Below are 24,689 nucleotides of genomic sequence, written 5' to 3' on the forward strand. Positions count from 1 at the left end.
TTACGCCGATCCCGGCCATGTGCCTGATCGTCGAGCATGCAGCGTGTTGCAGGACCGGATGCCTGCTGTTCGACGTACGGCGTCGCTGACCTCGGCCGGATCGCAGCCGCACAGGCGGAGGCAGCCCGCGGCGATCTCGATGGCGCGGTGGCCGTCGACGACGCCGCCGTCAGTGCGCAGCGTGATCACGCCCTCCACCTGCTGGATCAACATCGAGCCAAGCGCCGGGGGAGAGGTGGTCACTCCGTGTCGGGCAGCAACCCGCGACCCCAGATCGGCGTACGCCTCGGCGAGCTCGCCATGGGCCTGGCGGAAGCTGGTGTAGTCGAGGTTGGTCGCGGAAGCGACGTCGGGCAGCTGGTACAGAACGCCCACGTTGTGGGGCACCTGCGCGAGGGTGTCGATGTCGATCAGTGCGAGCAGGCACAGTGCGGTCTCGACGCGTTCAGGTGGGACCAGGCCCACGATCTCCTCGACCACCATCTGGGTCGGCCTCACCGTCGTGGCGAGCAGCGCTGCGAGGATCTCGTCCTTGCCTGCGAAGTGGTAGTAGAGCGATGCCTGCCGGATGCCGACGGTCTCGGCGATCTCACGGGTCGAGGTCGCGGCGAAACCCTTGCTCGTGAACAAGCGTGCGGCGGCCTCCAGGACCTGTTCGCGTGGTGTGCCTACGCCGTTGTCCGGAGTAAGTCGTGGTCGGCCTGGTCGGACCCTGCTGAGCGATGACATCCGAGTCTCTCTGTCGCTTCCCCATGTGGCTGGAATCCGGACGGACAGTGGCTTCGAGGTCCGTCCATCCGTCCGGATGAGTAGAGTCTTGACGCGGACCGGGCCCAAAGACCCTGCTCTATCCGGAACCTTCGGCAGAAAACTTCCAAGCGGTGGAAGATCCACCCACCGCGACTTCAGAGGCCGCCCTATGGAGCTGATCCCGGGTAGCCTCCAGTCAGAAGCGCGGAACGAAGCGGCGATGGCCAGCGCTCGGGAGGTGGACATGGCTGCGCGAAGCGCGAAGGCATCACGGGAGCAGGTGCGTGATGAGTTGCTCGCCGCCGGACTGTCGGTACCTGCTGTGGCTGCTGGGATGGCGGACCGGTTTGGGTTGCGGCCGCGCCTCGCGTGGCGCTACGCGCTGGACTGGCCGCAATGGCGTCTGGCCCAGGAGTTCCGCGTCGCCAACCCTGGCCTCGCGGTCACCGAGAGCCGAATCTCCGAATGGGAGAACTGGCCCTACGGCGGCACCAAACCCACACCCGAGGCGCTTGCCGGTCTCGCGGTCGCCTTCGGTCACGGCTGTGCTCCTGCCGACTTGGTCGACGACCTGGACCTCACCCACCTGTCCCGGGCCGAGCAGGCTCTCTTCACTCGACCCGCGGCTTCGGCTACGTCGCCCGCCTTGGTCGGACAGGCCACGAACGGTCTCGACTTCCACCCCGACTGGTCCTTGAGCTTGGGAGAGGCGATGACGATGTGGCAGCAAGACGTGAACCGCCGTGACTTCCTCCTGGGAGCAGGCTTCAGCGCCTCGGCGTACACGATCCCGGCGTTCAGATGGCTCACCGCCCCGCCGGCCGCAGATCCCGTCGGCACAGGCACCCGAGTCGTCGGCACACCGGATGTCGAGCTTGTGCACCAGATGCTGCGAGCCTTCCGCGAGGTGGACAACAGGTTCGGTGGCGGCCAGGTCCGTAACGCCGTCGTACGTTTCCTCAGCACCGACGTCGCTGCCTTGCTCCAAGGACGCTACGACCGCGCGGTGGGCAGTCGCCTCCTCTCGGTCGCAGCCCAAGTGACCCAGTTGGCGGCGTGGACCTCCTACGACGTCGGCCGGCACGCGACGGCACAGCGCTACCTCACCCAGGCGCTTCGGATGGCGGCCGCTGCAGACGACCGTGCGCTCGGCGCGGAGATCCTCGCCGCCATGAGCCATCAGGCCGCCTACCTCCACGACGGGATGGAAGCGGTCGACCTTGCCCGTGCTGCCGAACGTGCTGCCACCGACTCGGGTATCGGGGCCCTCGCTGCGGAGGCGGCGGTCTTGGAGGCGCAGGGACATGCCGTTCTAGGTGATCAGGCGGCGAGCGCCGTCGCTCTCGACCGTGCCGAGCGCGCGTTCGACAAAGCCGAGAACACCGCCACACCACAGTGGCTGGGCTATTTCGACCAGTCGTACCTGGCAGCGAAGTTCGGCCAATGTTTCACCGCCCTCGGCCGCGGAGACCTCGCGCTACCGTTCGCCCAACGCTCCTTGGACATGGACCACTCATACGCCCTGAGTTGGGTCACTTGAACAGATTCTCGCGAGTTAGATCGCTGTGACCTGCAGTGATGCTGGTGCTTAGTGCGTCGTCAAGGCACTAATTCGGGTCGGTAGGATCGGCTGGGTGGTCTGGATCCGCAGAGTTCGTACTGCCTCGGGGGCCACCGCGGTGCAGATTGCTGAGTCGGTCGCGGGGCGGCGTCGGATCGTTCGTCATGTCGGCTCGGCCCGTGACGAGGTCGAGCTCGGTCTGCTGATCGAGGAGGCCAACCGGCTGTTGGCCGATGACCAGCAAGGGATCCTCGATTTGGGGATCACCCCGGCCGCCGCGAAGGTCACGATGGTTCAGCCATCACCGCCACCAAGCCAGCCGGGGTTGTTCGCCGACAAGCCGGCGGGAGCGTCATCACGGCAGATGGTCTCACGGCCGCGGGTGCTGAAGACCTCTTCGGGACTGCTCTACGACGCGTTGGCCGGCGTCTATGACAGCCTCGGGTTCGACGTGGTCGACGACGAGGTCTTCCGCGACCTAGTCATCGCGCGCGTGGTCGAGCCGACCAGCCTGCTTGATGTCGACCGGGTCCTGGCTGAGATGGGCCGGGTATCGGCGAGCTTGTCGACCCGCAAACGCACGCTGCGCCGCGCACAAGCGGGCACCTACCGCGATCAGATCGCGACCGCGTGTTTCAACCATGCCCTGACCAGCGGCGATGTGTCGTTGTGTCTCTACGACGTCACCACGCTCTACTTCGAGGCAGAGAAAGAGGACGACCTGCGCAAGGTCGGCTACTCCAAGGAACGCCGCGTCGATCCGCAGATCGTGGTGGGTCTGCTGGTCGACCGTGAGGGGTTCCCACTCGAGATCGGCTGCTGGGAAGGGAACAAGGCCGAGAAGCTGACCATCCTCCCGATCATCAAGCAGTTCGCGGCCCGGCACGAGCTGAGTGACTTCGTCGTGGTCGCCGATGCCGGGATGCTCTCAGCCAGCAACCTGGCCGATCTGGACGAGGCCGGGTTCCGGTTCATCGTCGGCTCCAGGACCACCAAGGCACCAGTCGATCTGGAATCCCACTTCCGTTGGCACGGTGACGCGTTCACCAACGGGCAGGTCATCGACACGATCACCCCGAAGACCCAACGCGCAGGCGCGAGCGCCGCGAGCAACCCGAAGGTCCGTGCCGAACCGACCTGGGACGCGACGAAGCATCCGTCCTCGTGGCGGGCTGTGTGGGCCTACTCGACCAAACGCTGGGTGCGGGACAACAAGACCCTGACACTGCAGGAGAACCGCGCCCGGGAGGTCGTGGCCGGCGAGAAAGCCGCGCGTACGCCGCGGTTCGTCAAGACCAGCAACGGCTCCCGCACCCTGGACGAAGCCTCCCTCGCCAGGGCCCGACGGTTGGCCGGACTCAAGGGCTACGTCACCAACATCGACGCCACCGTGATGCCCGCAGCCGAGGTCATCGGCAGCTATCACGACCTGTGGCACGTCGAGCAGTCCTTCCGGATGTCGAAGACCGACCTACGCGCCCGGCCGATGTTCGCCCGCACCCGCGACGCGATCGAGGCCCACCTGACCATCGTGTTCACCGCACTCGCCATCAGCCGCACCGCCCAAGACCGCACCGGGCTATCGCTGCGCCGGGTCCTGCGGACCCTGAAACCGATCAGGTCAGCAACCGTCGAGATCAACGGCATCACGACCACGATCCCGCCCGGCCTCAGCCCCGACGAACAAGCACTCCTCAACGCGCTCCAGGACCAGGCCGCAAGGCACTAACGCGCTTGACCCAACTCAGGTTGGACATGGACCACTCATACGCCAGGGGCCGCCAGTTCAACCTGGCGCTCTTGTCCCGCGCCCATCACCAGGCGGGAGAAGTCGAGCAAGCCGCCGAGGTCGCCGTTAACGCCGCAAAGGCAGCGGTGGAACTGAAGTCGGAGCGGGCGTGCGACTACCTGCGCGACCTAGCGAGCAGGCTCGCACCCCACGCCGGGCTGTCCGCAGTACAGGAGTTCAAGTCTCTCCTGTCGGCTGCTCAGGCCTCCTGAGTCCGAAGCCTGCTCTCGGCGCGAGCAAGCAACAGTTTGTACAACGGCGCGACCGAGCCGGCTCCGATGATCTTGCCCTCGGCGATCAGACCCTCGATCTCGTCCAGCGGGATCCAGCGGACCGTGTCGGTCTCATTGACGTCGGGAGCCGCGCCGGTGTCTGTGGCTCCTCGCGCGAGGTAGATGATGTTCGGCTGGTCCACGGTTCCAACCAACGGCTGGACCTCGAGGAACTTCTCGATGGTGCGTGGCCTCCAACCGGTCTCCTCCTCGGCCTCACGCAGAGCAGCGACCTGCAGCTCCTCGCCATCATCGAGGTAGCCACCCGGCAGCTCCCACACCCAGCGGTCCTGGATGAACCGATGCCGCCACATCATCAACACCCGCTCCGAGTCGTCGACCATGAGCACCAGCACCGCCGCGGGAATTCGCATCACCCACTGATCGAACAGCGTCCCATCCGGAAGCTCCACGCTCGCCCGACTGAGCACCATCTTGAGCTTGTCGTCGACAATCTCCTCGCCATGGATGATCCACTGGGTCGCGCTGCGCTCGGCCATGGTGATCAACTTAGCGGCCGTCCGGTCCACTCTCGTTGAGGGCCACGATCCACTCGGGAAGCTCGGCGAGTGAGGAGATTCGAAGCGTCGCGATCTCGTCTGCCGCCGGATCGTGTTCCTGGATCACGCCCCACGGCCCTCGTCGGATCAGCGCCGTCGCTAACCCAGACTCAGCAGCTGGCCGGATGTCGTTGTCGAGCCGGTCACCGACGTAGAGGATCTCCTCCGCTGCGTAGGGCACGGCCTCGATGACATGCTCGAAGAACGCCGGATCCGGCTTGCTCACACCCCAGTCGTCGGAGGTTGCGACCATGTCCACCGGAAAGTCCAGCTCCCGCAGGGTCCGCCCCGCTCCGACGGTCTGGTTCCCGGCCAACCCCAGCCACAACCCGTCCTCGCGCAGCGCTTTCAAAGCAGGACGTACGTCGGGATAGACGTCATCCTCCCCGAACCGCTCCGCCTGACCGGCGACTTCCCGCTTTCTCCGCTCCAGAGCCAGATCGAACCCCGGCTGGAACACCTGAAACGCCTCGCGATAGTCCATCCCGCGAGCGATCACCGCCCCGAACACCGCCGAGAACGTATGCCGCGGCACCCCCAACCAGTCCGCCCAAGTCCCGTACTCGCGGGTCTCGTCAACCAGGCACTCGCCGACGTCGAACACCACCGCCCGAATCATGGGTCGGGATCCTTCCACACCATCTGTGTCATAGGCGGCGATGTGACGCAGCCCCGGCTGCGCGGACGGAGAGATCTCTAAGGTCGCTTTCCGGCTCGAGACGAAGGACTTCCGGGCCTTCGTCGACCGATTCGATCCATACAGAGCCGAGAGCGAGAAGAAACTTGGCGGAATCACCCAACTTCGAGGCTTTGCGGCGCTAGGTTGCGCGTAGAACGTTGGCGGCAACGGTGCCGTCAGCGCACGCGAGAACGGCGGGGCCCGGTGACGAACAAGCAAGCGATGTTCCGACTGCAGCGAGTCGCGGATGCGGCGGCCGCTCGCAAGATCGACAGGACGAGGCACAAGTGCTTCGTGTCCTACCACGCCGACGACATGCTGGAGGTCGAGACCTTCATCGATGACTTCGGCTCAGAGTTTATCGCTCGTTCGGTGGGCGTCACTGTGGAAGACGACTTCATCGATAGCGATGATCCGGAGTACATCAAGCGGCGCATTCGGGAGGAGTACCTCACAGACTCGACGGTGACGATTGTTCTCCTCGGGAAGTGCACATGGTCGCGGAAGTTCGTCGACTGGGAGATCTCCTCATCGCTGCGCAACGATACCAACAACAGACGGAACGGGCTGCTCGTATATCCGTTGCCATCGATGAACAACTCTGCAACGTTGCCGGGTCGAATTGGGGACAACTGGACGGAGGGTGACCAGGCTGCCAGTTATGCGCGATACCGCACTTACCCGGCCTCCGCGCCGGCGATCCGCTCCAACATCGAGAGCGCCTTCTCTGATAGGACTTCAAAGGGCCACCTGGTCGACAACAGCCGAGTTCTTCGGGAGCGAAGCTCTAGTTGCTCGTAGGCTGAGGCGCTGGTCGACGGTCTAGGCTCAATAGCGCGCGTGGTGGCAGCCGATGACCTCATCCAAGCGCTGCAGATTTGCCGAACCTACTGCTGAGTGCATCTGCGCCTTGCCGCGGTAGCCGAACTCTGCGATCCGGGCGTGTGCAAGCACACGCGAGTCTGAAACCAACCTCTCCCATTGAGTGGACAATGCCTGCAAGTGACCCTGACTGCCCCTTCTGCGAGATCGTCCAGCGTGAGGACCCCGACGTACGCGAGGTCTATCGCGACGAGTACGTCGTGGGGTTCTTCCCATCCGAGCCAGCGACCCTCGGACATACCCTCGTCGTCCCGAGAGCGCACGTACGTGATGTCTGGGAACTGAGCGAGGAACTCGCGGCCGCACTGGGGCGCGTCGTGGTCCGACTCTCTGCGGCAATGAAGCGCGCAATTGACCCCCAAGGGCTGAGCATCATCCAGTCGAACGGAGAGGTCGCGACCCAGACCGTCTTCCATCTGCACGTGCACCTCGTGCCCCGATTTGAGGGCGACGCGATCGGGAGAATCTGGCCTGCGGACACGCACTACTCCGAGGATCAAAAGGACGAGGCGTGGGAACGGCTCCGCATCGCGTGCGGGGCAGCCAAGCCGTGATGAGCCAGCATCCCGCGCTTCCTGAGCCCAATGACGAGGACAGGCGCCAACACCTGGGATTCATCCAGGCAGTGATCACAAGGATGTCGGCCGCGTCCTCCACGGCTAAGGGCTGGCTGCTGCCAGTCGTGACTGCCACCTACGGATATGCCCTCACAAAGCACAATGGCTCGATAGCGCTGCTTGGTGTCGTTGGGGTCGCGTTGTTCGCGATGTTAGACGCCAACTATCTCCGCCAAGAGCAGGCCTACAGGCGGCTCTACGACACGGTCGCCCGCAAGGCGCGGCCGGTGCCAGCTTTCAGCCTTGATCCTTCGGAGGCATTTGATCCGCCTGCGATGCCGCCGAAGAAGGTCCGAGAGTGGGGTGGCCGCTGGATACCCGCCGCGAACGTGTGGCTCTCGTGGTCCATCGCCCCGTTCTATGGCGGGTTGCTGGTCGTTGGGCTGCTCATCGGGCTCAGAGCGTGACTGCACCACATGGGCGCCGAAGCGGCGATTAGCCCTTCAGTGGCGGTGCTGTTGTGTCTTAGTGGGAGCCGGAGTGACGCGCGCCGATTCCGTGGCACGGCCAGAGCATCAGCATCAGCTGGGCGTACGTCCCCAGGTGATGGCAGCCCGCACGGCGGTGTCAAGGGTTTCGGCCAGAGCGATGTCGGGGCGAGCACCGAGTGCACTGTTGATGCTGGAGAAGGCCGTGCGTAGCCGGGCGAAGACGGTCAGAGCAAAGATCTGTGGCTCCTTGAACCCCGCGTCGCGAAGCCGCTGGATGTCTTGCGAGGTGCTGTGGCCAGGGGAGCGGGCGACGGTACGTGCCTATGCGGCAAGTGCCAGTTCCCGTTCGCTGAGTGGTTGGTCGTCGCCGGTGAGCGCGGCGATCGCGGTCTCCGGGGCGGCCCAGTCGGTCAGGCGCTTTCCCCACGCGACGGCGCAGTAGGAGTCGCCGATGGTCGCTGCTTGCGCAATCACGACCACAGCCCTTTCGCGTGGTGTCAGCCCTGCCGCCTCGGCCGTGGATGCAAACAGCCCCATGAGCTGTTCCTTCGCTTCCGGCCGATGTGCCCACACCCGGGTCAGGTCCCAGACGTTGCCGTGGTCAGCGACGTCCGCCGCGTACAGCCTCTCCTGCCCGGCGCTCGGCGCAGGCTCTTCCAAGAAGGTCACACTCCCAGGACATCCGCGGACTGCACCCTTGTGCCGTCCAGGTGCTGCATGTGCCTTGTCTTGGGGATGACAACCCGCCCGGAGGACCAACGGTCCTGGTACATGGAGTCTGCAGATCGTTACGGCGTGCTCAATGCTCATTGCGCTGACCACGAAGCGCTGTACGATGGTCAATGTAGTGACCATTACGAGGTCAAGGTGACTGTCCATGCCGAAGCGCCCATTGTCTGCGAAGTCGCGGCGTACAGCCCGCACTCTAGGAGACTACGTCTCTACGTTCCGCCGTCTTCAAGGCCTGACGGCAGAACAGGTAGCCGACCGTGCCGGCATCACCCGAAACACGCTCCGAAAGCTCGAGCAGGGAGACGCCAGCGTCGGCCTCGATGTGTTCCTGGAAGTCTGCCGTGTCCTTGGGGTGCTCGACTTTGTCACTGACGGAATGAACCCCTACGAGACGGCACTGGGACAGTCGCTGGCCGAACAGAACCTTGCCCTGCCCAAGCGGGTGCGCCGATGAGTCGGAGCGTCGACGTGTACGCAGCCCTGCCAATCGAGGCAGGGCAGGTTGCGTGCGAAGAGGTCCGAGTCGGACGAGCGTTCTTCGCAGTCAGCCGGCGAGGTGTGGCCACAACGTTCCGGTACGAGTCTGCGTACCTGGCGCACAAGCGGGCGTTTCCGCTGGACCCAGCGTTGCCGCTGTTCGAAGGAACGCACGCGATCGCGGATGGGCTCCCGTACTGCTTCACCGACTGCGCCCCTGACCGCTGGGGCAGGAACCTGATTCGTAAACGGCTGCAGGCCGCTGATGCCGACGCTGGGCGAACCCGTCGGGACGTCACTGAGATCGACTACCTGCTAGGTGTCACCGACCTCACCAGACAGGGGGCACTTCGGTTCACCGACATCGACAGCGGCACAGAAGGTCCGTTCCTCGCCGATGACTCTGACGTGCCAAAGCTGTTGGAGCTACCGCGGCTCTTGCACGCCGCAGAGCAGGTCGAGCTCGATGATGACGACCTGTCAGCAGTCAAGGAGCTCTTGGACGCCGGTACAGGGTCGCTCGGTGGCGCACGACCGAAGGCGTCGGTGCGTCACGGCGACCGGATCCTGATTGCGAAGTTCGCAAGCCCCAAAGACGACTGGGACGTCATCGCCTGGGAGAAGACAGCCCTCGACCTCGCCGAGAACGCAGGGCTTCGGGTGCCACGGCGTCGTCTGCAGCGCGTCAACGGGAAGGCTGTCTTGCTGTTGGACCGGTTCGACCGGGCAGATGACGGCAGTCGCATCCCGTACATGTCGGCCATGAGCCTGCTCGAGGCACGAGATGGTGAGAGCAGCGAGTACGACTACGTCGACATCGCAGAGACCCTGGCCGAGCACGGCGACGTCACCATCACCGAAGACCTACGCGAGCTCTGGCGTCGGGTCGCGTTCTCGGTCGCGATCCACAACACCGACGACCACCTCCGTAATCACGGGTTCCTGCGCGGGCAGGCGGGTTGGACGTTGTCTCCGGTCTTCGACGTCAACCCCAATCCCGACATCGCCAAGGAACGGGAAATAGGCATCGGGTCCGCACACGCCAGAGACGAAGAGCTCGAAGGACTGAAGGCGTCCGCTGCGACGTTCGGTCTCAAGGACGAACGCGCAACCGAAGTGTTGGACGAAGTGTTCGCTGCGACCGCGAACTGGCGTCAGGTTGCAGCCGGCAACGGCATCGCCGAACGTGAGATGAACCGTATGGCCGACGCGTTCGACGGATTGCGCGCCGCGGTCGGCTGAACGGCAAAGTGGGCGGCCCCCTGGCCAGACATGGGTGCCGGGACAGGGCACCCGAGAATCTCCCCCGTTCCTGTCAACCGCCAGGAGTCCGATCACCCGCCGGGTATGAGTGGCTCTCGCGCGATGAGGCCGAGGTCGATGCGTACGTCGCAGACCCGCTGTCCGGGTTCGATCTGCCTGACACCGCCGTGCCTCAGCTGTTCGCCGGCGCCGAGCGTCTGGCCGACCCGGCAGTCATCTCGACAAGCTCGATACATCGCATCGGCGGGATCCGCTCCGATCTGCCCATTCTCGTCGTCTCCGGCGACGCCGACCCGCTTGCCGGAGGTGGCGCCCTGGTCGAGCTGCTGGGGGAGCGTTATCGCGAGGCCGGATCGAAGGATGTGACAGTGACGCTCTACCCCGGGGCGCGTCACGAGATCTTCAACGAGACCAGCCGCGATGCGATCATCGCCGACGTGATCGACTGGCTCACGGCTCATTCCTAACTGTCGTGAGGGCCCCATCATCGTGACGGTGCTCAGGTGGCCGGGGTGTGGCCGCGGATGGAGTACTCGCTGACTGCCCGGGTTCGTCGTCGTCACGATCTGCGATGAACCGATCGCGGTCTACGGGCCGTACGTCGAACTCGTTCCGCAAGCTGGGAGATGCGTCGACACCCCCGGGCGATCCGGCGGAAGCCGCTCGACAGCGTGTGGAACGGGTGTCCGGTGGGCCGCGGGGCGTTGGTGGGATGCCAGGACCACGGGTCGTTGGTCTTCAGGGTCTGTTGGGCGATGAAGTCGTCGAAGTACATGGCTCAAGCCTGGCTCGAGTCGCCGCGTTAGGGGAGTGGCAGGAATGACTGAAACTGATTGGATCCTGCCACCTCGTCGACGTACATCTAGTCCGTCGTGTTGAGGTGGACCATGGCGTCGTAGAGCTGCCCGAACTCGAGTCCGGGGTGAATAAAGTCGCATAGGGCAACTATCCAGTGCTCACGATTTGTGCGTGGCAGCGTGGACTTGTGAGCCTGAGGCAATGAGTAAAGTGAAAAGTGAGACCACCGCGGGCGATCCCGGCGAGCGGTCTTTCCTGGGCCAGCCACGCGTACTGGCCAACCTGTTCGGCGTAGAGCTGTGGGAGCGGTTCAGCTTCTACGGCATGCAAGGCATCCTGGCGATCTACCTCTACTACTCCGCGGCCCAGGGCGGTCTCGGGATCAGCGAGACGGTCGCGCTCGGGATCGTCGGGGCGTACGGCGGTGCGGTCTACCTGTCGACGATCATCGCGGCCTGGGTCGCGGACCGCCTGCTCGGCTCGGAGCGTACGCTCTTCGCCTCGGCCTGCCTGGTCGTCCTCGGCCACATCGGGCTCGCGCTGATCCCAGGCATCGTCGGTGTCGGTGTGGGGCTGGTCCTGGTTGCGATCGGATCGGGCGGGGTGAAGGCGAACGCCTCCTCCCTCGTCGGCACGTTGTACGCAGCCGATGACGAGCGCCGCGACGCCGGCTTCTCCCTCTTCTACCTGGGCATCAACCTGGGCGCCCTGGTCGGCCCGCTGCTGACCGGGCTGCTGCAGAAGCAGTGGGGCTTCCACTTCGGCTTCGGGCTGGCCGCCGTCGGCATGATCCTCGGTCTGGTGCAGTACGCCCTGGGCCGCAGCGCGCTGCCCGCCGCGAGCCGTGTCGTACCCAACCCGCTCCCCGCCTCCGAGCGTGGCCGCTGGATCGGTATCGCCGTCGCCGCCGTGGTGGCGATCGTGGTGCTCTGCCTGACCGGGGTCATCACCGCGCCGCGGCTGGCCAACATCGTGATCGGCATCAGCGCGGTCGCGGCGATCGGGCTCTTCGCCGTCATCCTGTCCAGCCGTCTGATCTCCACCGTCGAGCGGAGCCGGGTGTGGGCGATGGTCCCGCTCTTCATCGCCTCCGCGGTCTTCTGGTCGCTCTACCAGCAGCAGTTCACCGTCATGGTGGTCTACTCCGACCAGCGCCTGGACCGCGACCTGTTCGGCTGGGAGATGCCGGTCTCGTGGGTCAACTCCATCAACCCGGTCTTCATCATCCTGCTCGCCGGCGTCTTCGCCGCACTGTGGACCAAGCTCGGCTCCCGTCAGCCGTCGACGCCGGTGAAGTTCGGCATCGGCACCATCGTGATGGGCTCCGCGTTCTGGGCGTTCCTGGCGATGCCGAGCGGTGCGCACTCGGTGCCGCTGATCGGGCTGGCGTTCATCCTTCTGCTGTTCACCCTCGCCGAGCTGCTGATCTCGCCGGTGGGTCTCTCGGTCGCCACCAAGCTCGCTCCTGAGCGTTTCCAGACCCAGATGATGGCGCTCTTCTTCCTCTCCGTCGCGCTGGGGACGGCGATGTCCGGCCGCCTGGCCGAGTTCTACGACGTCACCGACGACAGCGGGTTCTTCTGGTGGGTCGGGCTCGCCTCCGTCTTGGTCGGCGTCCTGCTGCTCATCGGCAACCGGCCCATCCGCAAGCTGATGGCGGGCGTGCACTGACCAGGCGCTAATTGCTGTTGACGGTCAGAAAATCGCGGTCATAGGTTGGGGCAACCCACCTGGAGGTCGGATCACTGTGAAGCTCAACCGTCTCGCTGTCCTGACTGCTACCACGGTCGCCACCGCTCTGACCCTGTCCGCGTGCGGCGGCGCGAGCCTGGGAGGTGAAGAGTCCGCGGCGGACGGCCCCGTCAAGATCGGCCTGTTGATCCCACAGTCCGGCGTCTACAAGTCCCTCGGTGATGACCTCGACGCCGGCTTCACGCTCTACCTGAAGGAGCACGGCAACAAGCTCGGCGGCCGCGAGGTCGAGCTGATCAAGGCCGACGAGGGCGAGACCGCTGAGACCGGACGCGCATCTGCCGAGAAGCTGATCAAGCAGGACCAGGTCCTGGCCCTCTCGGGGGTGGTCAGCTCCGCAGTGCTCAACGGCATCGTCGATCTCGTCGAGGGCGAGGAGGTGCCGCTGCTCGGCTCCAACGCCTCGCCAACGACGCTGACCGATGCGAAGTACATCCGCCGCACCTCCTATGTCAACGACGAGCCCGGCAAGGCCCTCGGGTCCTATATGGCCGAGAACGTCAAGGGCCCGGTCTACGCCCTCGCCGCCGACTACCAGGCCGGCTATGACGAGGTCGAGGGGTTCAAGGAGACCTTCGCCCCGGCGGGTGGCGAGCTCGCCGACGAGGTCTACTCGCCCTTCCCGGCCACGACCAACTTCCAGCCCTACCTCGCCAACGCGCAGAAGGCGAAGCCGGGAGCGGTCTTCAGCTTCTACGCCGGCGGCGCCGCGATCGACTACGCCAAGCAGTACTCGCAGTTCGGTCTGAGCGACAACATTCCGCTGTACGCCCCGGGCTTTCGCACCGAGGGCGGCGTCCTCGCGGCCCAGGGGGACGCCGCCCTCGGCATCCGCACGTCGATGAACTACAGCCCCGACCTCGACAACGCGACCAACAAGGAGTTCGTCGCGGCGTACGAGAAGGAGTTCGAACGCACCCCGACGGCCTACGCGGTCTACTCCTACGACGCGGCAGCGATCCTCGACAAGGCGATCGAGGAGGCCGGCGACGACCTCACCCGAGAGACGCTCAACACCGCGATCGGCGAGGTCGGCGCCGTGGACAGCCCGCGTGGCGAGTGGGAGTTCAACGAGGGCGGGACCCCGAAGCAGAAGTGGTACCTGCGAGAGGTGAAGAAGGTCGACGGCAAGCTCGCCAACGTCGTCATCGGCGACCTGCCCGAGCTCGGCTGAGGCCCGCGGAGGGTTCGGCCGGATCGAGGAGGCCACCGTGGGATGGCTGGACGCCAACCTGGTGAGCGTGGTGGACGGCGTGGCGTACGGGCTGCTGCTGTTCACGCTCGCCGCAGGGTTGTCCCTGGTCTTCGGCATGATGGATGTGCTGAACCTGGCTCACGGCACGCTCTATCTGCTGGGGGCATATGCGGCCTATCAGTTCTCCGACGGCTCCTGGACCGGTCTCTTGCTCGCCATCGTCGCCGGCCTCGCGGTCGGCGCACTCGGCGGTGTGGTGCTGGCCGCGCTCTCGGCGCCGCTGGCCGACAGGGGACACCTGGACCAGGCGATGCTCACCCTCGGGGTGGGCTTCATCGTCGTCGACCTGCTGATCACCCGCTACGGCGGCGAGCAGGTGCCGATCGACGTGCCCGCCGGCCTGGACGGCAGCTTCAGCCTCCTGGGACACCCCTACCCGACGTACCGGATCCTCTTCATCGCGATCGCCGGCTTCCTGGCGCTCGGCGTGTGGCTGCTCTTCGAGCGCTCCTCGTTCGGAGCGCTGGTGCGGGCCACGGTCGTGGACCGGGAGATGGTGCAGGCCATGGGCGTCGATACCCGGTGGGTGCTCTTCGGTGTCTTCGCCTTCGGCGCCGGACTGGCTGCGCTCGGCGGTGTGCTCGGCGCTCCGATCATGGCGCCCGGACCGGGTGTGGACGAGCGGGTGCTGGTGCTCTCCCTGGTCGTTGTCGTCATCGGCGGGCTCGGCTCGATCCGGGGCGCGCTCCTCGGTGCCCTGATCATCGGGCAGGTGCAGGGTCTCGGGGTCCAGCTCACCCCGACGTACGCCCCGTTCCTGCTCTTCGGCGCGATGCTCGTCATCCTGGTGTGGCGTCCGCAGGGCCTGGCCGGTCTGAGGACCCGTTGATGTCCGCGGCTTGGCGGAGGAACCTCGCCCAGGCGCTGATCCTGGTGATGCTGTTGGCACTGCCCTGGGTCGTGGACGCGTACACGATCTCGACGGCATCGAAGATCCTCACCTTCGGCCTGGTCGCGGTCGCGGTCAACGTTCTGACCGGATTCACCGGGCTGCCGCACCTGGGCATGGCCGCCTACTTCGGAGTCGGCGCCTACACCGGTGCGATCGTCGCGATCCAGGTGACAGCGACGGGGCCGGTGCAGCTGGTTGCCGCTGCGCTGGCCGGCGCGGTCACCGCCGTGGCGACCGGCAGCCTTGCGGTGCGCGCTCGCGGAGTGCCGTTCCTGATGATCACCCTCGCCATCGGCGAGATCGCCCACCACGCGGCACAGGCGCTCGACTCGATCACCCATGGCACCGACGGGCTGCGCGGCATCCCACGGGTGGTGCCGTTGCCCGGCATGGCCGAGCTGAAGCTCGACGGGCTCGTCTTCTACTACGTGCTCGCGATGTTCCTGATCGTGCTCGGCCTGGTCGCGGTGGTGATGCGCTCACCGTTCGGGCACACGCTTGGTGGGATCCGTGACAACGAGGCCCGGATGCGTGCGATCGGCTACCCGACCGACTGGTACGTGCTGGCCGGCTACACCTTCGCCGGGGCGGTCGCCGGGGCTGCCGGTTCGCTGTGGACCACCACCCAGCGGTTCGTGGCTCCCGGGGACCTCGGGTTCGAGATCTCCGCGCTCGCCCTTCTCGCCGTCGTTCTCGGCGGGGTCCGGTCGCTGTGGGGCAGCGTGCTCGGGATGGCACTGGTCGTCATCGCCCGCGACTACATCGGCCCGGACCTGGGCGGACACTCACCGCTGCTTCTCGGTCTGCTCTTCGTCGTGGCGGTCTACCTGTTGCCCCGCGGCCTGGCCGGCATCCGCCGGCGCCGCGCCGTCAAGCCCACCCCCGAGGAGGTCACCGGATGAACACGACGCCCGCCCTGCGTCTCGACGACGTCTCGCAGCAGTTCGGCGCGCTCAAAGCCGTCGACCAGGTCAGCTTCTCGGTCGTTCCCGGTGCTCGCCACGCGGTGATCGGCCCCAACGGCGCCGGCAAGTCGACCCTCTTCGCCCTGATCGCCGGCCTCCGCCGGGCCAGCGGTGGCCGGGTCGTCGCCTTCGGCGAGGACGTCACCGCTCTGCCGGAGCACCGCCGAGTGGCCAGGGGAGTGGTGCGTACGTTTCAGCACTCGGCGCTCTTCCTCACCCACACCACGCGTGAGAACGTCCTCTTCGCCGTGCAGCGGGAGGCGGGCGTCTCCTGGTCGATGCTGCGTCCGCTGCGTAGCCGGTACGCGCTGCGCGATCGTGCCGAGGAGCTGCTCGCCGAGGTGCATCTGAACGGCCGTGAAGAGGTTCTGGCCGGCTCGCTCTCCCACGGCGAGCGGCGCCAGCTGGAGGTGGCGGTCGCACTGGCCTGCAGGCCCAGGCTGTTGCTCCTCGACGAGCCTGTCGCGGGCATGTCGGCAGCGGAGACCGCTCGGTTCAAGGCTCTGATCGACGCGCTTCCGAAGGAGACGACGGTGATGCTGATCGAGCACGATCTCGACCTGGTCTTCGACCTCGCCGAGACCGTCACAGTGCTCCATCTCGGGCGGCACCTGATCACCGGTACGCCGGAGGAAGTGCGTAGCTCCGAGCAGGTGCAGAGCGCCTATCTCGGCGCCGCCGACACCAGTGACCTGTTCACCGACACAACGGGAGGGTCGCAATGAGCACGACCTCCGCGCCGGTGCCGCACGCGCTGAAGGTCACCGGGTTGACCTCTGGCTATGCCGGCTCCACCGTCCTCAACGGCGTCGATCTGACCATCGGCAGCGGTGAGACCGTCGCTCTCCTCGGGCGCAACGGTGTCGGCAAGTCCACCTTCGTCAACACCGTGATGGGCCTGGTCCCGATCAGCTCCGGCAGCATCGAGATCCGCGGCACCGACCTCACCGGCCGCCGCACCGATGCGATCGCCCGGGCCGGGGTCGCGATCGTCCCGCAGGGCCGCCGGGCGTTCGCCGCTCTCACCGTCACCGAGCATCTCGCCGTCGCCGAGCGGCTCGGCCGCCGCCGGCCCGGTGACGGATGGGGCCGTGCCCGGATCCTCGACCTGCTGCCGCGCCTCGGCGAGCGCCTCGGCCACCGTGCCGACCAGCTCTCCGGCGGTGAGGCCCAGATGCTGGTGATCGCCCGAGCACTCCTGCTCCGCCCTCAGCTGCTGCTCCTCGACGAACCCAGCGACGGCCTCGCTCCGGAAGTGGTGAGCCAGGTCGGCGAGGTCATCCGCGAGGTCTGCGAGCTGGGCATCACGGTGCTCCTCGTCGAGCAGGACCTCCGGCTGGCCTTCTCCGTGGCCGACCGGGTGGCCGTCATGGAGAAGGGAAGGATCGTCCTCGACGTGCCCACCGCCGACTTCCGCGCCGACGCCGAGCGGGCGCGAGCGCTGCTCGGGGTGGGATGATCCTCGGGTGATCACGCTCGGCTACGGCCAGCACCCGGCGCAGCGCGTGGAGGTGCGACCCGGTTCGCGCTGCGTGGTTGCCTTGATCCACGGAGGATACTGGCGAGCCGGACATGGCCTCGACCTGATGGATCCGCTCGCCGAGGACCTCGAGGAGCGTGGCCACGAGGTCTGGAACGTCGAATACCGCCGGGTCGATGACCCCGCCGACCCACGCCCGGACGCTGCTGGTGGTGGCTGGCCGCAGACGTACGACGATGTGCTGGCGGCGCTGGGCCACCTCGCCCGTGTGCGCGGCGTCGGTCTGGAGGAGGTGGTCGTGGTCGGCCATTCGGTCGGCGGCCAGCTCGCGCTGCTCGCCTGTGGCTCACTCGGGATGGCTGGAGTCGTCGCTCTCGCGCCGGTCACCGACCTGGTGGCCACCGCGGTCGAAGGCCTCGGCGGGGGCGCCGCTCGCAACTTCCTGGGTGCCCTGCCGCACGACCGCCCCGATGCGTACGCCGCCGGGTCGCCGCTACGCCAGGTGCCGCTGGGCCGGCCGCAGCTCTTGGTTCACGGCGACGCCGACCAGCGGGTGCCGCTCGCCCACACCGAGCGCTACGCCGCCGAGGCCGTCGCCGCGGGCGACCCCGTCGAGCTCCGTGTGCTCCCGGCCGTCGACCATTTCGAGGTGATCGACCCCGCCGCCGAGCACTGGCCGTACGTCGTCGCCTGGATCGACGCCGAGAGCCAAGCAGCGCGCGTCAGCTCCGGTTCGGGTCGCCTCGGGTGACGTCGACGTACTCGATCTCGATCGTCGAGAGGTCGACATCGGGGTCCGGGCCGAGGAGGCCCCGGACGATGTCGAGGATCTGCGGGCGCAGGGTGTCGGCGAGGGGATGGAGCTCGATGCCGTACCTGGCGACGAGCCGGATGTCGACGCCGGTCAGGCGGCTGTCGTCGACGTGCAGGTCGATGGTCTCCGGCGCGTGGGTGGGGTGCTCCTGGAGCAGTCGACGCAGCGCCGCGATGACGACGCGTGCGGAGACGTAGGTCGCGGAGCCCTGCTCATCGCGCGCCGGCGTGCCCTGTTCGGTGAAGGTGAGGATCGGCTCGGAAGGCACGACGATGGCGCGCACGCGCGACATGATCGAGCCGGCCAGGTCGACCCACCCGGCGGGCTCTTCGGCACGGGCGGCGCGGACGGCGCGGCCGAGGGGGCTGGGATCTAGCGCCATCGGGCCATCCTCTCCGCGAGTGTGCGTCGTCCGCGGTAGAGGTGTCCGCGGACGGCGCCGATCGGCATGGCCAGGGCGATGGAGATCTCCTCGTAACTCATCTCTTCGACCTCCCGCAACAGCCAGGTCGCCCTTTGGTGCCACGGCAGCTCATTCAATGCTAGCTGCAACGCTTCCAGAAGCTCGGCGTCCAGAACAGACTGCAGCGGGTTGTCCGGCGCGGCCGGAGTGAGCCTGGACAACAGCGCGTCGTCGATGGGTGTCGCGCGTCGGTTGCGCTGCAGATCGGCCGCGCGACGGTGCACGAGACGGATCAGCCAGGTACGCAGCGAGGAGCGCCCCGCGAAGCCCGACAGGCTTCGCCACGCCGAGACGAACGCCTCCTGGGTCGCCTCAGCGGCATCGCTGGAGTCGCCGACCAGGCGGAGGGCGTAGCGATACATGGCGGGTCCATGACGATCCACGATCTCTCTGAAGGCCTCGTGGTCGCCCAGGCGGGCCGCGCGCACCAGCGCCTCATCCGTCGCCGATGGCTCAGATGACGCCTGCGATTTCGACATTGCCCCCGAGTTCCTCGTCTGCTGCCACCCGAGGGCAGTGTCCGGTACGAGAGTTCTACCATCCCCGCGCAAAGGAATGTGATCCAGAACACACCCCGATTCCTGTGACACATCGGTCCGAGGCTGCGACTAACCAGCGTTAGAACAACCGAACACGATCAGGAAGGTTCATCTCATGGCGCAGTCGAAGTCAGCGAGCTTGTCGACCACGGGGACCGAGGGCCAGCTGGACCGGGCAGACTCGGGTGCTCTGGCGAGCGAGTACGGGCGTACGTCGATCGCCGACACGGTGGTCTCGAAGATCGCGGGGATCGCTGCTCGGGAGATCAGCGGCGTGCACGACCTGGGTGGCGGCGCGACCCGCGCGGCGGGGGCGATCCGCGAGCGGATCCCGGGCTCGCGGACGAACATGAGCCAGGGTGTGGCAGTGGAGGTGGGGGAGCGGCAGGCGGCCGCCGACCTCGACATCGTCGCTGAGTACGGGACCTCGATCCCCGACCTCGCGACCGCGATCCGCCGCAACGTGAAGGCCGCTGTGGAGCGTATGACCGGCCTCGAGGTCACCGAGGTCAACATCACCGTGCACGACGTCTTTCTCGAGGACGAGGCCCACGACTCGGACCCGGACGCCGCCCGGCGGGTGGAGTGACGGTGCACGCCGACCCCGATCCACACGAGGGCGCCGAGCCGGAGGTGGTGGACGTGGTGGCGGCTGCCGTTCTCGCGGTGCCCGGCGTCCATGACCTGCATGCCGGCGTCGCCGGGGAGGTTGCCACCTACCTCCCCGGGCGCCGGGTCAACGGGATCAGGATGCGCGAGCCCGGTTGCTCGGTCCACGTGGTCCTGCACTGGGGAGCACCGGTCGTCGGCACCACCGACGCCGTGCGTGACGTGGTCCGGCCGCACGTCTCGGGCCCGGTGGACATCACGGTTGAAGACATCCTCCCGCCCGGTAGCGCCGGCTCGGCTACGGCCTGACCGCTTTGACCTCTGAAGGAGAGAACACGTCATGACCAACTCGACACTAGGCCTGGTCGCCGGACTGTTGCTCACGATCGCGATCGTCACCGGGGGCCTCCTCGGCCTGCTGCTGGCCGTCGTTCTCGGCGGCGCCGGCTACCTCATCGGTGGCCACGTCGACGGCGAGCTCGACCTGGGCAGCCTGCTGCGAGGACGCCGTGATTGAGTCCCCGACGCGCCCGATGCCGACCGGTGACGACGGCACGCAAGACCCCGACCTCGTCGAGGACCGGGGCACCCTGGATGTGCGCAACAAGGCCATCCAGCGGATCGTCGAGCACATCGTGCTGCAGGTCCCGGGGACGGTGACCCATCGCAGCTCGCTCGGCCGCATCACCGGTGCGGCGCTGCCGAAGGCCGACATCACCACGGAGGGCCGCGCCGTCCGCGTGAAGGTCGACATCGCGATGGCCTGGCCCGGCAACATCTCACAGGTCGCCACGGCGGTGCGGGACCGCGTACGTCAGGAGGCGTTCCGCCTCTCGGGCATCCAGATCCGGAGCGTCGACGTCACCGTGCACGCGGTCGACCCGGCGGCCTCCGACGACACCGGCAGGAGGGTGGAATGAGCACGCACACCGTCGACCAGGTCGAAGAGGTCGAACCTGCCGCCCGTTCCGCGGCACCACGTACGCAGCCACGCCGCGCGCCCATAGCGGTGCCGACGGCCATCATGCTGGCCATCGTGCTGGTCGCGGTCGCGGTTGTCGCGGTCCGGGATCTCGCGCTCAGCCAGGAGTGGGCGGCCGGCACGCCGGTCGTCCCCGACCTGGTCGAGGGACTCGACGGCGTACGTTCGTCCGTCGGCCTGGCGATCGGCGGCGGAGTCGTCGCGCTCGTCGGGCTGGTGCTGGCCTGGCTCGGGCTCAGACCCGGGCGACGTACGCACCTGCGTGTTGCCGGCGATGCCGACCTGTGGCTCTCGCCCGGCGCTGTCGCCGCGATCGCCCAGGAGACCGCCGACCGGCTCCCCGGGGTGGTCTCGGCCGAGTCATCACTCAGGTCCCGGCGCCGCGTCATCGTCGACATCGTCGCGCAGGACGCGGTTGCGGTGGCCGAGCACGTGAGCGCCGCGCTCGACGACGAGGTCGGCCGTCTGACCGGAGCAAGGATCAAGGTACGAGCCACGGAGGTTCCCCGATGACGCCCCGCATGATCAGGATCGACCGGGCACTGACCCTGATCGTGGCGATCCTTCTGATCGCCCTGGGTCTGCTGATCGTCGACTGGCACTACCGGTGGGTCTCTCGCACCTATCCGACCGAGCTTTCCATCGGGCCCGCACGGGATGTCGTGACGGCGGGCTGGTTCCCCTGGGTGTTCGCCGCGGCAGGCATCGTCGTGGGGTTCCTCGGACTGGTGTGGCTGCTGACGCACCTGCGGCGGCGCGGCCCGTCGACGCTACGACTCCGGGCGAGCGACGAGACCGGCCGTGTCCAGGCCGACCTCCGCTCGATCGCCGATGCGGCCGCCGCCAAGCTCCAGAGCATGGCTGCCCTCACCGGCGTCACGGGAACGGTCGCCACCATCCGGTCGCGGCCGGTGATCGTGCTGCATGGGCGGATCGACCCTGTCGCCTCGCCGGCGTCGATCACCGACGCCGCCGAGATCTGCGCCCAGGACGTCGCCGCGGCGTTCCCCGACCAGTCGATCACCTGCCGGATCCTGGTCGACTCGCCACGGCGCGGCAAGGCACGACAGCAGTCCCAGATGCGCGTGCGCTGACCGGACTCGATGCTCCTGATGGGCGCGGCCCCGAGCGGAGGGCGGGGTCGCGCCACCATCAGGAGCATCGGGCCGGCTCGGGATCCGACCGGGGTGATCGATCTCAGCGCTTGGCCAGGACCAGCGCGTACGCCTCGTCCGGAGCGGTCCACCAGCGCGCGTCCCGGAAGCCGGCCGCAGCGAGCTCGCGAGCGGCGCTGCTTCGACGGAACTTGCAGGACAGCTCGGTGAGGAGCTCTTCGCCCTTCTCGAAGTCGATGGTGACGTCGAGCTCGCGCAGCTCCACACGAGTGGGGCTCTGTGCGACGAGTCGCATCTCGATCCGTTCCTCGTCGGTGTTCCAACGCGCCAGATGCCGGAACCCGTCGGGATCGAAGTCGGCGCGCAGGCTTCGGTTGAGCACGTGGAGTGCGTTGAGGTTGAACTCGGCGGTCACGCCGGCGGCATCGTCGTAGGCGGCGACCAGCTGCCCGGGGTCCTTGACCAGGTCGAGGCCAAGCAGGAGACCTTCCCCGGGCCGCATGGCCTCCGCCACCGACCGCAGGAACCGTTCGCGCCCCGGACGGTCGTAGTTGCCCAGCGTGCTGCCGAGCAGTGCGATCAGCCGGCGCCCCGGGGCCGGCAGCTGGCCGAGATGCTGGTCGAAGTCGGCGACGACACCGTTCAGCACGAGCTCCGGCCTCTCCTCGGCGAGGGCGTCCATCGCCTGGGTGAGCGCGCTGGCACTGACATCGACCGGGACGTACGTCGTCAACCGACCGGCCTGCGTCAGCGCGTCCAGCAGGAGCCGGGTCTTCTCGGAGGAACCGGATCCGAGCTCGAGAAGCACCTCGGCGTCCGCGATCTCGGCGATCTCCCTGGCGTGCTCGGTCAGCAGTGCCCGCTCGGTGCGGGTCGGGTAGTACTCGGGCAGCCGGGTGATCTCCTCGAACAGCTCCGAGCCGCGCTCGTCATAGAAGTATTTGGGTGGAAGCCACTTCGGTGATGCGCTCAAGCCGGCTCGTGCGTCCTCCGTCAGGCTCCGACGTAGGTCCTCGGCAGTCAACAGGCTGGTGAGTGTGAGCCGGTCTGGACCGAAAGTGCTGGTCTGGCCGTTGGTGTCGAGGGTCACGCGGGGTTCTCCTTCGGGTTGTGATGAGGGGTGTCGAGCCGCCACCAGGTGGGCCCGCAAGGGCTGAGGACCCCGATGGTGCGCGGCGGGATCGAGGTGGATGGCGCGCCGGAGAGCGGACGGTCGCTGACGACGTACTCCCAGGCCGCCGGCTCGACCAGGTGGCTGCCGTGGGCACCGCCGTGGTCGCCGCTCTGGTCGCCGGTCAGCAGGGCGAGGTCCTCCCCGTCAGTGAGGAGAACCGAGAAGCCACCGACCTCTATCTCGTTGGCGAGCTGGACCACGGCAGAGCCGACCGGCAGGCCCTGCCGCTGCGCCCTGTCGAGGACGAGCGTCCACGAGGCGTCGATCGTGCCGCTGACCGCGACGGTCCAGGAACCGAACCTCAGCGGATCGGGGCAGCCGCTGTGATGACAAGCCCACTCGACGTGCGTCTGCGGCGGTCCGAGGATGCCGCGATGGGCACACATGACGGCAGCCGACCACGTCACGCACGGCGCCCGTCGTCGGCGAGCCGGAGCCCGGTGACCGGCCAACGTGCGCCGGGTGGGAAGAAGTTGCGGTACGAGGCTCGCGTGTGTCCCGGCGGGGTGAGCGCGCAGCCTCCGCGGAGCACCATCTGGCCCGACATGAACTTCCCGTTGTACTCACCGATCGCGCCGGCGGCGGGGTGGAACCCCGGATAGGGCAGGTAGGCCGAGGAGGTCCACTCCCAGCAGTCCCCGAAGAGCTGTCGCAGGCCGCCGGTCGTGGGGCCTGCCGCGCGTGGGTGGAAGCTGTCCCGGTCGGCGAGGTTGCCCGTGACCTCGTAGGTCCGGGCGGCGTGCTCCCACTCGGCCTCGGTCGGGAGGCGTTTGCCGGCCCAGGTGGCGTACGCGTCGGCCTCGTAGTGGCTCAGGTGGCAGACCGGAAGCCCGGGGTCGAGCGGGGCGGTCCCGTGCAGGGTGTGCTCGAACCACTCCCCGTCGGCCTCGCGCCAGTAGAACGGCGCGTCCCAGCCCTCGGCGTTGATCCGCGCCCACCCGTCCGAGAGCCACAGCTCGGGGCGTCGGTAGCCACCGTCGGCGATGAACTCCAGCCACTCGCCGTTGGTCACCAATCGGTCGGCGAGCCGGTATGGCTGCAGCCACTGCTGATGCCGGGGCAGCTCGTTGTCGAAGCAGAACCCACCGCCCTCCCCGCCGTCAGCAGAACCGATCTCGACCAGGCCGCCCTCGAGATCGACCCACCCCAGCCGGTCGGTCCCGTCACCCGCGACCGGAAGTCCGGCGTAGATCGGCTGCAGCGGGTTGAGCGACAGCACGTGCTTGATGTCCATCAGCAGCAGCTCCTGGTGCTGCTGCTCGTGGTGGAAGCCGAGCTCGATGGTCGGGGCGAGCTTGGCGAAGGTGCCCCCGTCCACGCGGTCGAGCAGGTCCCTGATCCGGTCGTCCACGTTGCGCCGATAGTCGCCGACCTCGTACGCACCGGGGCGGCTGATCACCCCACGCATCGGTCGCGCGTACCTCGGCCCGACCTGCTCGTAGTAGCTGTTGAAGAGGAACCAGTACTTGTCCTGGAACGGTGTGAACCCGGGCTCGTTCTCCGCCAGCACGAACGTCTCGAAGAACCAGGTCACGTGGGCGCGATGCCATTTGGTGGGGGAGACATCTGGCATCGACTGGACCGTCTGGTCCTCGGGCGAGAGGGGTTCTGCGAGGCGTTCGGTGTCGGCACGGACTTCGTCGAAGCGGGCGATCGCGGTGGTCGTGTCCATCTGACGTCTCCTGTCGGGTCAGCCGAGGTCACCCAGGTCGAGCTCGGGTGCGTCGGTCGCGCTGTGCGGGGAGTGCCAAAGCCAGCAGCACGGCGCGAACGCCGAGTGCTACGAACTACTCTGCCGGATCGCTCAACCCGCGCCACACCCGTTTTGTTGCCGCCGC

Annotated in this window: 30 protein-coding genes; 21 read left to right on the plus strand and 9 right to left on the minus strand. The window is 67.3% G+C overall.

Going from position 1 to position 24,689, the window contains the following annotated elements:
- Nucleotides 1-729 (minus strand): TetR/AcrR family transcriptional regulator, encoded by a 729-nt coding sequence (locus ACRDPS_RS03470; RefSeq protein WP_431500226.1) that lies wholly within the window; start codon nucleotides 727-729, stop codon nucleotides 1-3.
- 265 nt (nucleotides 730-994) lie between these two features.
- Between ACRDPS_RS03470 and ACRDPS_RS03475 the strand changes: the two genes are divergently transcribed.
- The gene (locus ACRDPS_RS03475; protein WP_431500227.1) at nucleotides 995-2,290 is read left to right on the plus strand and encodes a hypothetical protein; all 1,296 of its coding nucleotides are present in this window, start codon (nucleotides 995-997) and stop codon (nucleotides 2,288-2,290) included.
- A gap of 94 nt (nucleotides 2,291-2,384) precedes the next feature.
- Nucleotides 2,385-4,040, plus strand: a complete 1,656-nt coding sequence (locus ACRDPS_RS03480; RefSeq protein WP_431500228.1) for an IS1634 family transposase — start codon at nucleotides 2,385-2,387, stop codon at nucleotides 4,038-4,040.
- 259 nt (nucleotides 4,041-4,299) lie between these two features.
- On the opposite strand, the gene ACRDPS_RS03485 is transcribed toward ACRDPS_RS03480, so the two are convergent.
- Nucleotides 4,300-4,872: an NUDIX hydrolase gene (locus ACRDPS_RS03485; RefSeq protein WP_431500229.1), complete on the minus strand. Its 573-nt coding sequence runs from the start codon at nucleotides 4,870-4,872 to the stop codon at nucleotides 4,300-4,302.
- Nucleotides 4,873-4,882: 10 nt separating this feature from the next.
- A complete protein-coding gene (locus tag ACRDPS_RS03490) occupies nucleotides 4,883-5,539 on the minus strand; it encodes an HAD family hydrolase (protein ID WP_431500230.1) in 657 nt (218 codons plus the stop codon).
- 276 nt (nucleotides 5,540-5,815) lie between these two features.
- Here ACRDPS_RS03490 and ACRDPS_RS03495 point away from each other — a divergent pair, with 276 nt between their 5' ends.
- The 3 genes from ACRDPS_RS03495 (at nucleotide 5,816) to ACRDPS_RS03505 (ending at nucleotide 7,517) form a co-directional block, all read left to right on the plus strand.
- On the plus strand, nucleotides 5,816-6,412 hold the full coding sequence (locus ACRDPS_RS03495; RefSeq protein WP_431500231.1) for a TIR domain-containing protein: 597 nt from the start codon (nucleotides 5,816-5,818) through the stop codon (nucleotides 6,410-6,412).
- A gap of 191 nt (nucleotides 6,413-6,603) precedes the next feature.
- Complete coding sequence (locus tag ACRDPS_RS03500) at nucleotides 6,604-7,047, plus strand: HIT family protein (RefSeq protein ID WP_431500232.1); 444 nt, start codon at nucleotides 6,604-6,606, stop codon at nucleotides 7,045-7,047.
- Nucleotides 7,047-7,517 (plus strand): hypothetical protein, encoded by a 471-nt coding sequence (locus tag ACRDPS_RS03505; RefSeq protein ID WP_431500233.1) that lies wholly within the window; start codon nucleotides 7,047-7,049, stop codon nucleotides 7,515-7,517. Before ACRDPS_RS03500 ends, ACRDPS_RS03505 begins: the two co-directional genes overlap by 1 nt.
- A 345-nt stretch (nucleotides 7,518-7,862) precedes the next feature.
- Here ACRDPS_RS03505 and ACRDPS_RS03510 read toward each other — a convergent pair whose 3' ends face one another.
- Nucleotides 7,863-8,210: a hypothetical protein gene (locus ACRDPS_RS03510; protein WP_431500234.1), complete on the minus strand. Its 348-nt coding sequence runs from the start codon at nucleotides 8,208-8,210 to the stop codon at nucleotides 7,863-7,865.
- 208 nt (nucleotides 8,211-8,418) lie between these two features.
- Here ACRDPS_RS03510 and ACRDPS_RS03515 point away from each other — a divergent pair, with 208 nt between their 5' ends.
- The 10 genes from ACRDPS_RS03515 (at nucleotide 8,419) to ACRDPS_RS03560 (ending at nucleotide 17,906) form a co-directional block, all read left to right on the plus strand.
- Nucleotides 8,419-8,727 carry a helix-turn-helix domain-containing protein gene (locus ACRDPS_RS03515; protein WP_431500235.1) on the plus strand — a complete coding sequence of 103 codons (309 nt, stop codon included), beginning with the start codon at nucleotides 8,419-8,421 and terminating at the stop codon, nucleotides 8,725-8,727.
- Entirely contained in the window at nucleotides 8,724-9,992 is a 1,269-nt protein-coding gene (locus ACRDPS_RS03520; protein WP_431500236.1) for a type II toxin-antitoxin system HipA family toxin, read from the plus strand. The genes ACRDPS_RS03515 and ACRDPS_RS03520 overlap by 4 nt, the downstream gene beginning before the upstream one ends.
- Before the next feature lie 8 nt (nucleotides 9,993-10,000).
- Nucleotides 10,001-10,480, plus strand: coding sequence for a serine aminopeptidase domain-containing protein (locus tag ACRDPS_RS03525; protein WP_431500237.1), 480 nt, complete (start codon nucleotides 10,001-10,003; stop codon nucleotides 10,478-10,480).
- Between the two features lie 532 nt (nucleotides 10,481-11,012).
- Nucleotides 11,013-12,482 (plus strand): peptide MFS transporter, encoded by a 1,470-nt coding sequence (locus tag ACRDPS_RS03530; RefSeq protein ID WP_431500238.1) that lies wholly within the window; start codon nucleotides 11,013-11,015, stop codon nucleotides 12,480-12,482.
- Nucleotides 12,483-12,558: 76 nt separating this feature from the next.
- Nucleotides 12,559-13,737 (plus strand): ABC transporter substrate-binding protein, encoded by a 1,179-nt coding sequence (locus ACRDPS_RS03535; RefSeq protein WP_431500239.1) that lies wholly within the window; start codon nucleotides 12,559-12,561, stop codon nucleotides 13,735-13,737.
- A gap of 37 nt (nucleotides 13,738-13,774) precedes the next feature.
- Complete coding sequence (locus ACRDPS_RS03540; RefSeq protein ID WP_431500240.1) at nucleotides 13,775-14,647, plus strand: branched-chain amino acid ABC transporter permease; 873 nt, start codon at nucleotides 13,775-13,777, stop codon at nucleotides 14,645-14,647.
- Entirely contained in the window at nucleotides 14,647-15,612 is a 966-nt protein-coding gene (locus ACRDPS_RS03545) for a branched-chain amino acid ABC transporter permease (protein ID WP_431500241.1), read from the plus strand. The genes ACRDPS_RS03540 and ACRDPS_RS03545 overlap by 1 nt, the downstream gene beginning before the upstream one ends.
- Complete coding sequence (locus tag ACRDPS_RS03550) at nucleotides 15,609-16,400, plus strand: ABC transporter ATP-binding protein (RefSeq protein ID WP_431500242.1); 792 nt, start codon at nucleotides 15,609-15,611, stop codon at nucleotides 16,398-16,400. The genes ACRDPS_RS03545 and ACRDPS_RS03550 overlap by 4 nt, the downstream gene beginning before the upstream one ends.
- Entirely contained in the window at nucleotides 16,397-17,134 is a 738-nt protein-coding gene (locus tag ACRDPS_RS03555; protein ID WP_431500243.1) for an ABC transporter ATP-binding protein, read from the plus strand. Before ACRDPS_RS03550 ends, ACRDPS_RS03555 begins: the two co-directional genes overlap by 4 nt.
- Nucleotides 17,135-17,141: 7 nt before the next feature.
- Complete coding sequence (locus ACRDPS_RS03560) at nucleotides 17,142-17,906, plus strand: alpha/beta hydrolase family protein (RefSeq protein WP_431500244.1); 765 nt, start codon at nucleotides 17,142-17,144, stop codon at nucleotides 17,904-17,906.
- On the opposite strand, the gene ACRDPS_RS03565 is transcribed toward ACRDPS_RS03560, so the two are convergent.
- Both ACRDPS_RS03565 and ACRDPS_RS03570 read right to left on the minus strand, forming a co-directional pair.
- Nucleotides 17,878-18,351, minus strand: a complete 474-nt coding sequence (locus ACRDPS_RS03565) for a hypothetical protein (RefSeq protein WP_431500245.1) — start codon at nucleotides 18,349-18,351, stop codon at nucleotides 17,878-17,880. The genes ACRDPS_RS03560 and ACRDPS_RS03565 overlap by 29 nt on opposite strands.
- On the minus strand, nucleotides 18,342-18,911 hold the full coding sequence (locus tag ACRDPS_RS03570) for an RNA polymerase sigma factor (RefSeq protein WP_431500246.1): 570 nt from the start codon (nucleotides 18,909-18,911) through the stop codon (nucleotides 18,342-18,344). Before ACRDPS_RS03570 ends, ACRDPS_RS03565 begins: the two co-directional genes overlap by 10 nt.
- A gap of 175 nt (nucleotides 18,912-19,086) precedes the next feature.
- Here ACRDPS_RS03570 and ACRDPS_RS03575 point away from each other — a divergent pair, with 175 nt between their 5' ends.
- Genes ACRDPS_RS03575 through ACRDPS_RS03600 form a run of 6 tightly spaced genes read left to right on the plus strand, consistent with a single transcriptional unit; the run spans nucleotide 19,087 to nucleotide 21,656 of the window.
- The gene (locus ACRDPS_RS03575) at nucleotides 19,087-19,560 is read left to right on the plus strand and encodes an Asp23/Gls24 family envelope stress response protein (RefSeq protein ID WP_431500247.1); all 474 of its coding nucleotides are present in this window, start codon (nucleotides 19,087-19,089) and stop codon (nucleotides 19,558-19,560) included.
- A 2-nt stretch (nucleotides 19,561-19,562) separates the two neighbouring features.
- Nucleotides 19,563-19,889, plus strand: a complete 327-nt coding sequence (locus ACRDPS_RS03580; protein ID WP_431500248.1) for a hypothetical protein — start codon at nucleotides 19,563-19,565, stop codon at nucleotides 19,887-19,889.
- Between the two features lie 31 nt (nucleotides 19,890-19,920).
- Nucleotides 19,921-20,097, plus strand: a complete 177-nt coding sequence (locus ACRDPS_RS03585; protein WP_431500249.1) for a DUF2273 domain-containing protein — start codon at nucleotides 19,921-19,923, stop codon at nucleotides 20,095-20,097.
- A complete protein-coding gene (locus ACRDPS_RS03590; RefSeq protein WP_431500250.1) occupies nucleotides 20,090-20,500 on the plus strand; it encodes an Asp23/Gls24 family envelope stress response protein in 411 nt (136 codons plus the stop codon). Before ACRDPS_RS03585 ends, ACRDPS_RS03590 begins: the two co-directional genes overlap by 8 nt.
- Nucleotides 20,497-21,075 (plus strand): DUF6286 domain-containing protein, encoded by a 579-nt coding sequence (locus tag ACRDPS_RS03595; protein ID WP_431500251.1) that lies wholly within the window; start codon nucleotides 20,497-20,499, stop codon nucleotides 21,073-21,075. The genes ACRDPS_RS03590 and ACRDPS_RS03595 overlap by 4 nt, the downstream gene beginning before the upstream one ends.
- Complete coding sequence (locus ACRDPS_RS03600; RefSeq protein ID WP_431500252.1) at nucleotides 21,072-21,656, plus strand: hypothetical protein; 585 nt, start codon at nucleotides 21,072-21,074, stop codon at nucleotides 21,654-21,656. The genes ACRDPS_RS03595 and ACRDPS_RS03600 overlap by 4 nt, the downstream gene beginning before the upstream one ends.
- 103 nt (nucleotides 21,657-21,759) lie before the next feature.
- Here ACRDPS_RS03600 and egtD read toward each other — a convergent pair whose 3' ends face one another.
- The 3 genes from egtD to egtB are packed head-to-tail and all read right to left on the minus strand — an operon-like array spanning nucleotide 21,760 to nucleotide 24,523.
- A complete protein-coding gene (gene egtD / locus ACRDPS_RS03605; protein ID WP_431500253.1) occupies nucleotides 21,760-22,767 on the minus strand; it encodes an L-histidine N(alpha)-methyltransferase in 1,008 nt (335 codons plus the stop codon).
- Nucleotides 22,764-23,237, minus strand: a complete 474-nt coding sequence (locus ACRDPS_RS03610; RefSeq protein WP_431500254.1) for a hypothetical protein — start codon at nucleotides 23,235-23,237, stop codon at nucleotides 22,764-22,766. Before ACRDPS_RS03610 ends, egtD begins: the two co-directional genes overlap by 4 nt.
- Before the next feature lie 17 nt (nucleotides 23,238-23,254).
- A complete protein-coding gene (egtB, locus tag ACRDPS_RS03615; RefSeq protein WP_431500255.1) occupies nucleotides 23,255-24,523 on the minus strand; it encodes an ergothioneine biosynthesis protein EgtB in 1,269 nt (422 codons plus the stop codon).
- Between the last annotated feature and the right edge of the window lie 166 nt (nucleotides 24,524-24,689).

This window comes from Nocardioides sp. (assembly GCF_050699375.1).
Lineage (GTDB): Bacteria > Actinomycetota > Actinomycetes > Propionibacteriales > Nocardioidaceae > Nocardioides.

What these genes read in the sequence shown, in the direction of transcription:
- ACRDPS_RS03485 (WP_431500229.1), bottom strand. Translation starts at nt 4,872, where the DNA reads ATGGCCGAGCGCAGCGCGACCCAGTGGATCATCCATGGCGAGGAGATT.
- ACRDPS_RS03475 (WP_431500227.1), top strand. Translation starts at nt 995, where the DNA reads ATGGCTGCGCGAAGCGCGAAGGCATCACGGGAGCAGGTGCGTGATGAG.
- ACRDPS_RS03500 (WP_431500232.1), top strand. Translation starts at nt 6,604, where the DNA reads ATGCCTGCAAGTGACCCTGACTGCCCCTTCTGCGAGATCGTCCAGCGT.
- ACRDPS_RS03575 (WP_431500247.1), top strand. Translation starts at nt 19,087, where the DNA reads ATGGCGCAGTCGAAGTCAGCGAGCTTGTCGACCACGGGGACCGAGGGC.
- ACRDPS_RS03550 (WP_431500242.1), top strand. Translation starts at nt 15,609, where the DNA reads ATGAACACGACGCCCGCCCTGCGTCTCGACGACGTCTCGCAGCAGTTC.
- ACRDPS_RS03610 (WP_431500254.1), bottom strand. Translation starts at nt 23,237, where the DNA reads ATGTGTGCCCATCGCGGCATCCTCGGACCGCCGCAGACGCACGTCGAG.
- ACRDPS_RS03520 (WP_431500236.1), top strand. Translation starts at nt 8,724, where the DNA reads ATGAGTCGGAGCGTCGACGTGTACGCAGCCCTGCCAATCGAGGCAGGG.
- egtB (WP_431500255.1), bottom strand. Translation starts at nt 24,523, where the DNA reads ATGGACACGACCACCGCGATCGCCCGCTTCGACGAAGTCCGTGCCGAC.
- ACRDPS_RS03585 (WP_431500249.1), top strand. Translation starts at nt 19,921, where the DNA reads ATGACCAACTCGACACTAGGCCTGGTCGCCGGACTGTTGCTCACGATC.
- ACRDPS_RS03565 (WP_431500245.1), bottom strand. Translation starts at nt 18,351, where the DNA reads ATGGCGCTAGATCCCAGCCCCCTCGGCCGCGCCGTCCGCGCCGCCCGT.
- ACRDPS_RS03595 (WP_431500251.1), top strand. Translation starts at nt 20,497, where the DNA reads ATGAGCACGCACACCGTCGACCAGGTCGAAGAGGTCGAACCTGCCGCC.
- ACRDPS_RS03600 (WP_431500252.1), top strand. Translation starts at nt 21,072, where the DNA reads ATGACGCCCCGCATGATCAGGATCGACCGGGCACTGACCCTGATCGTG.
- ACRDPS_RS03505 (WP_431500233.1), top strand. Translation starts at nt 7,047, where the DNA reads ATGAGCCAGCATCCCGCGCTTCCTGAGCCCAATGACGAGGACAGGCGC.
- ACRDPS_RS03515 (WP_431500235.1), top strand. Translation starts at nt 8,419, where the DNA reads ATGCCGAAGCGCCCATTGTCTGCGAAGTCGCGGCGTACAGCCCGCACT.
- ACRDPS_RS03530 (WP_431500238.1), top strand. Translation starts at nt 11,013, where the DNA reads ATGAGTAAAGTGAAAAGTGAGACCACCGCGGGCGATCCCGGCGAGCGG.
- ACRDPS_RS03470 (WP_431500226.1), bottom strand. Translation starts at nt 729, where the DNA reads ATGTCATCGCTCAGCAGGGTCCGACCAGGCCGACCACGACTTACTCCG.
- ACRDPS_RS03555 (WP_431500243.1), top strand. Translation starts at nt 16,397, where the DNA reads ATGAGCACGACCTCCGCGCCGGTGCCGCACGCGCTGAAGGTCACCGGG.
- ACRDPS_RS03570 (WP_431500246.1), bottom strand. Translation starts at nt 18,911, where the DNA reads ATGTCGAAATCGCAGGCGTCATCTGAGCCATCGGCGACGGATGAGGCG.
- ACRDPS_RS03545 (WP_431500241.1), top strand. Translation starts at nt 14,647, where the DNA reads ATGTCCGCGGCTTGGCGGAGGAACCTCGCCCAGGCGCTGATCCTGGTG.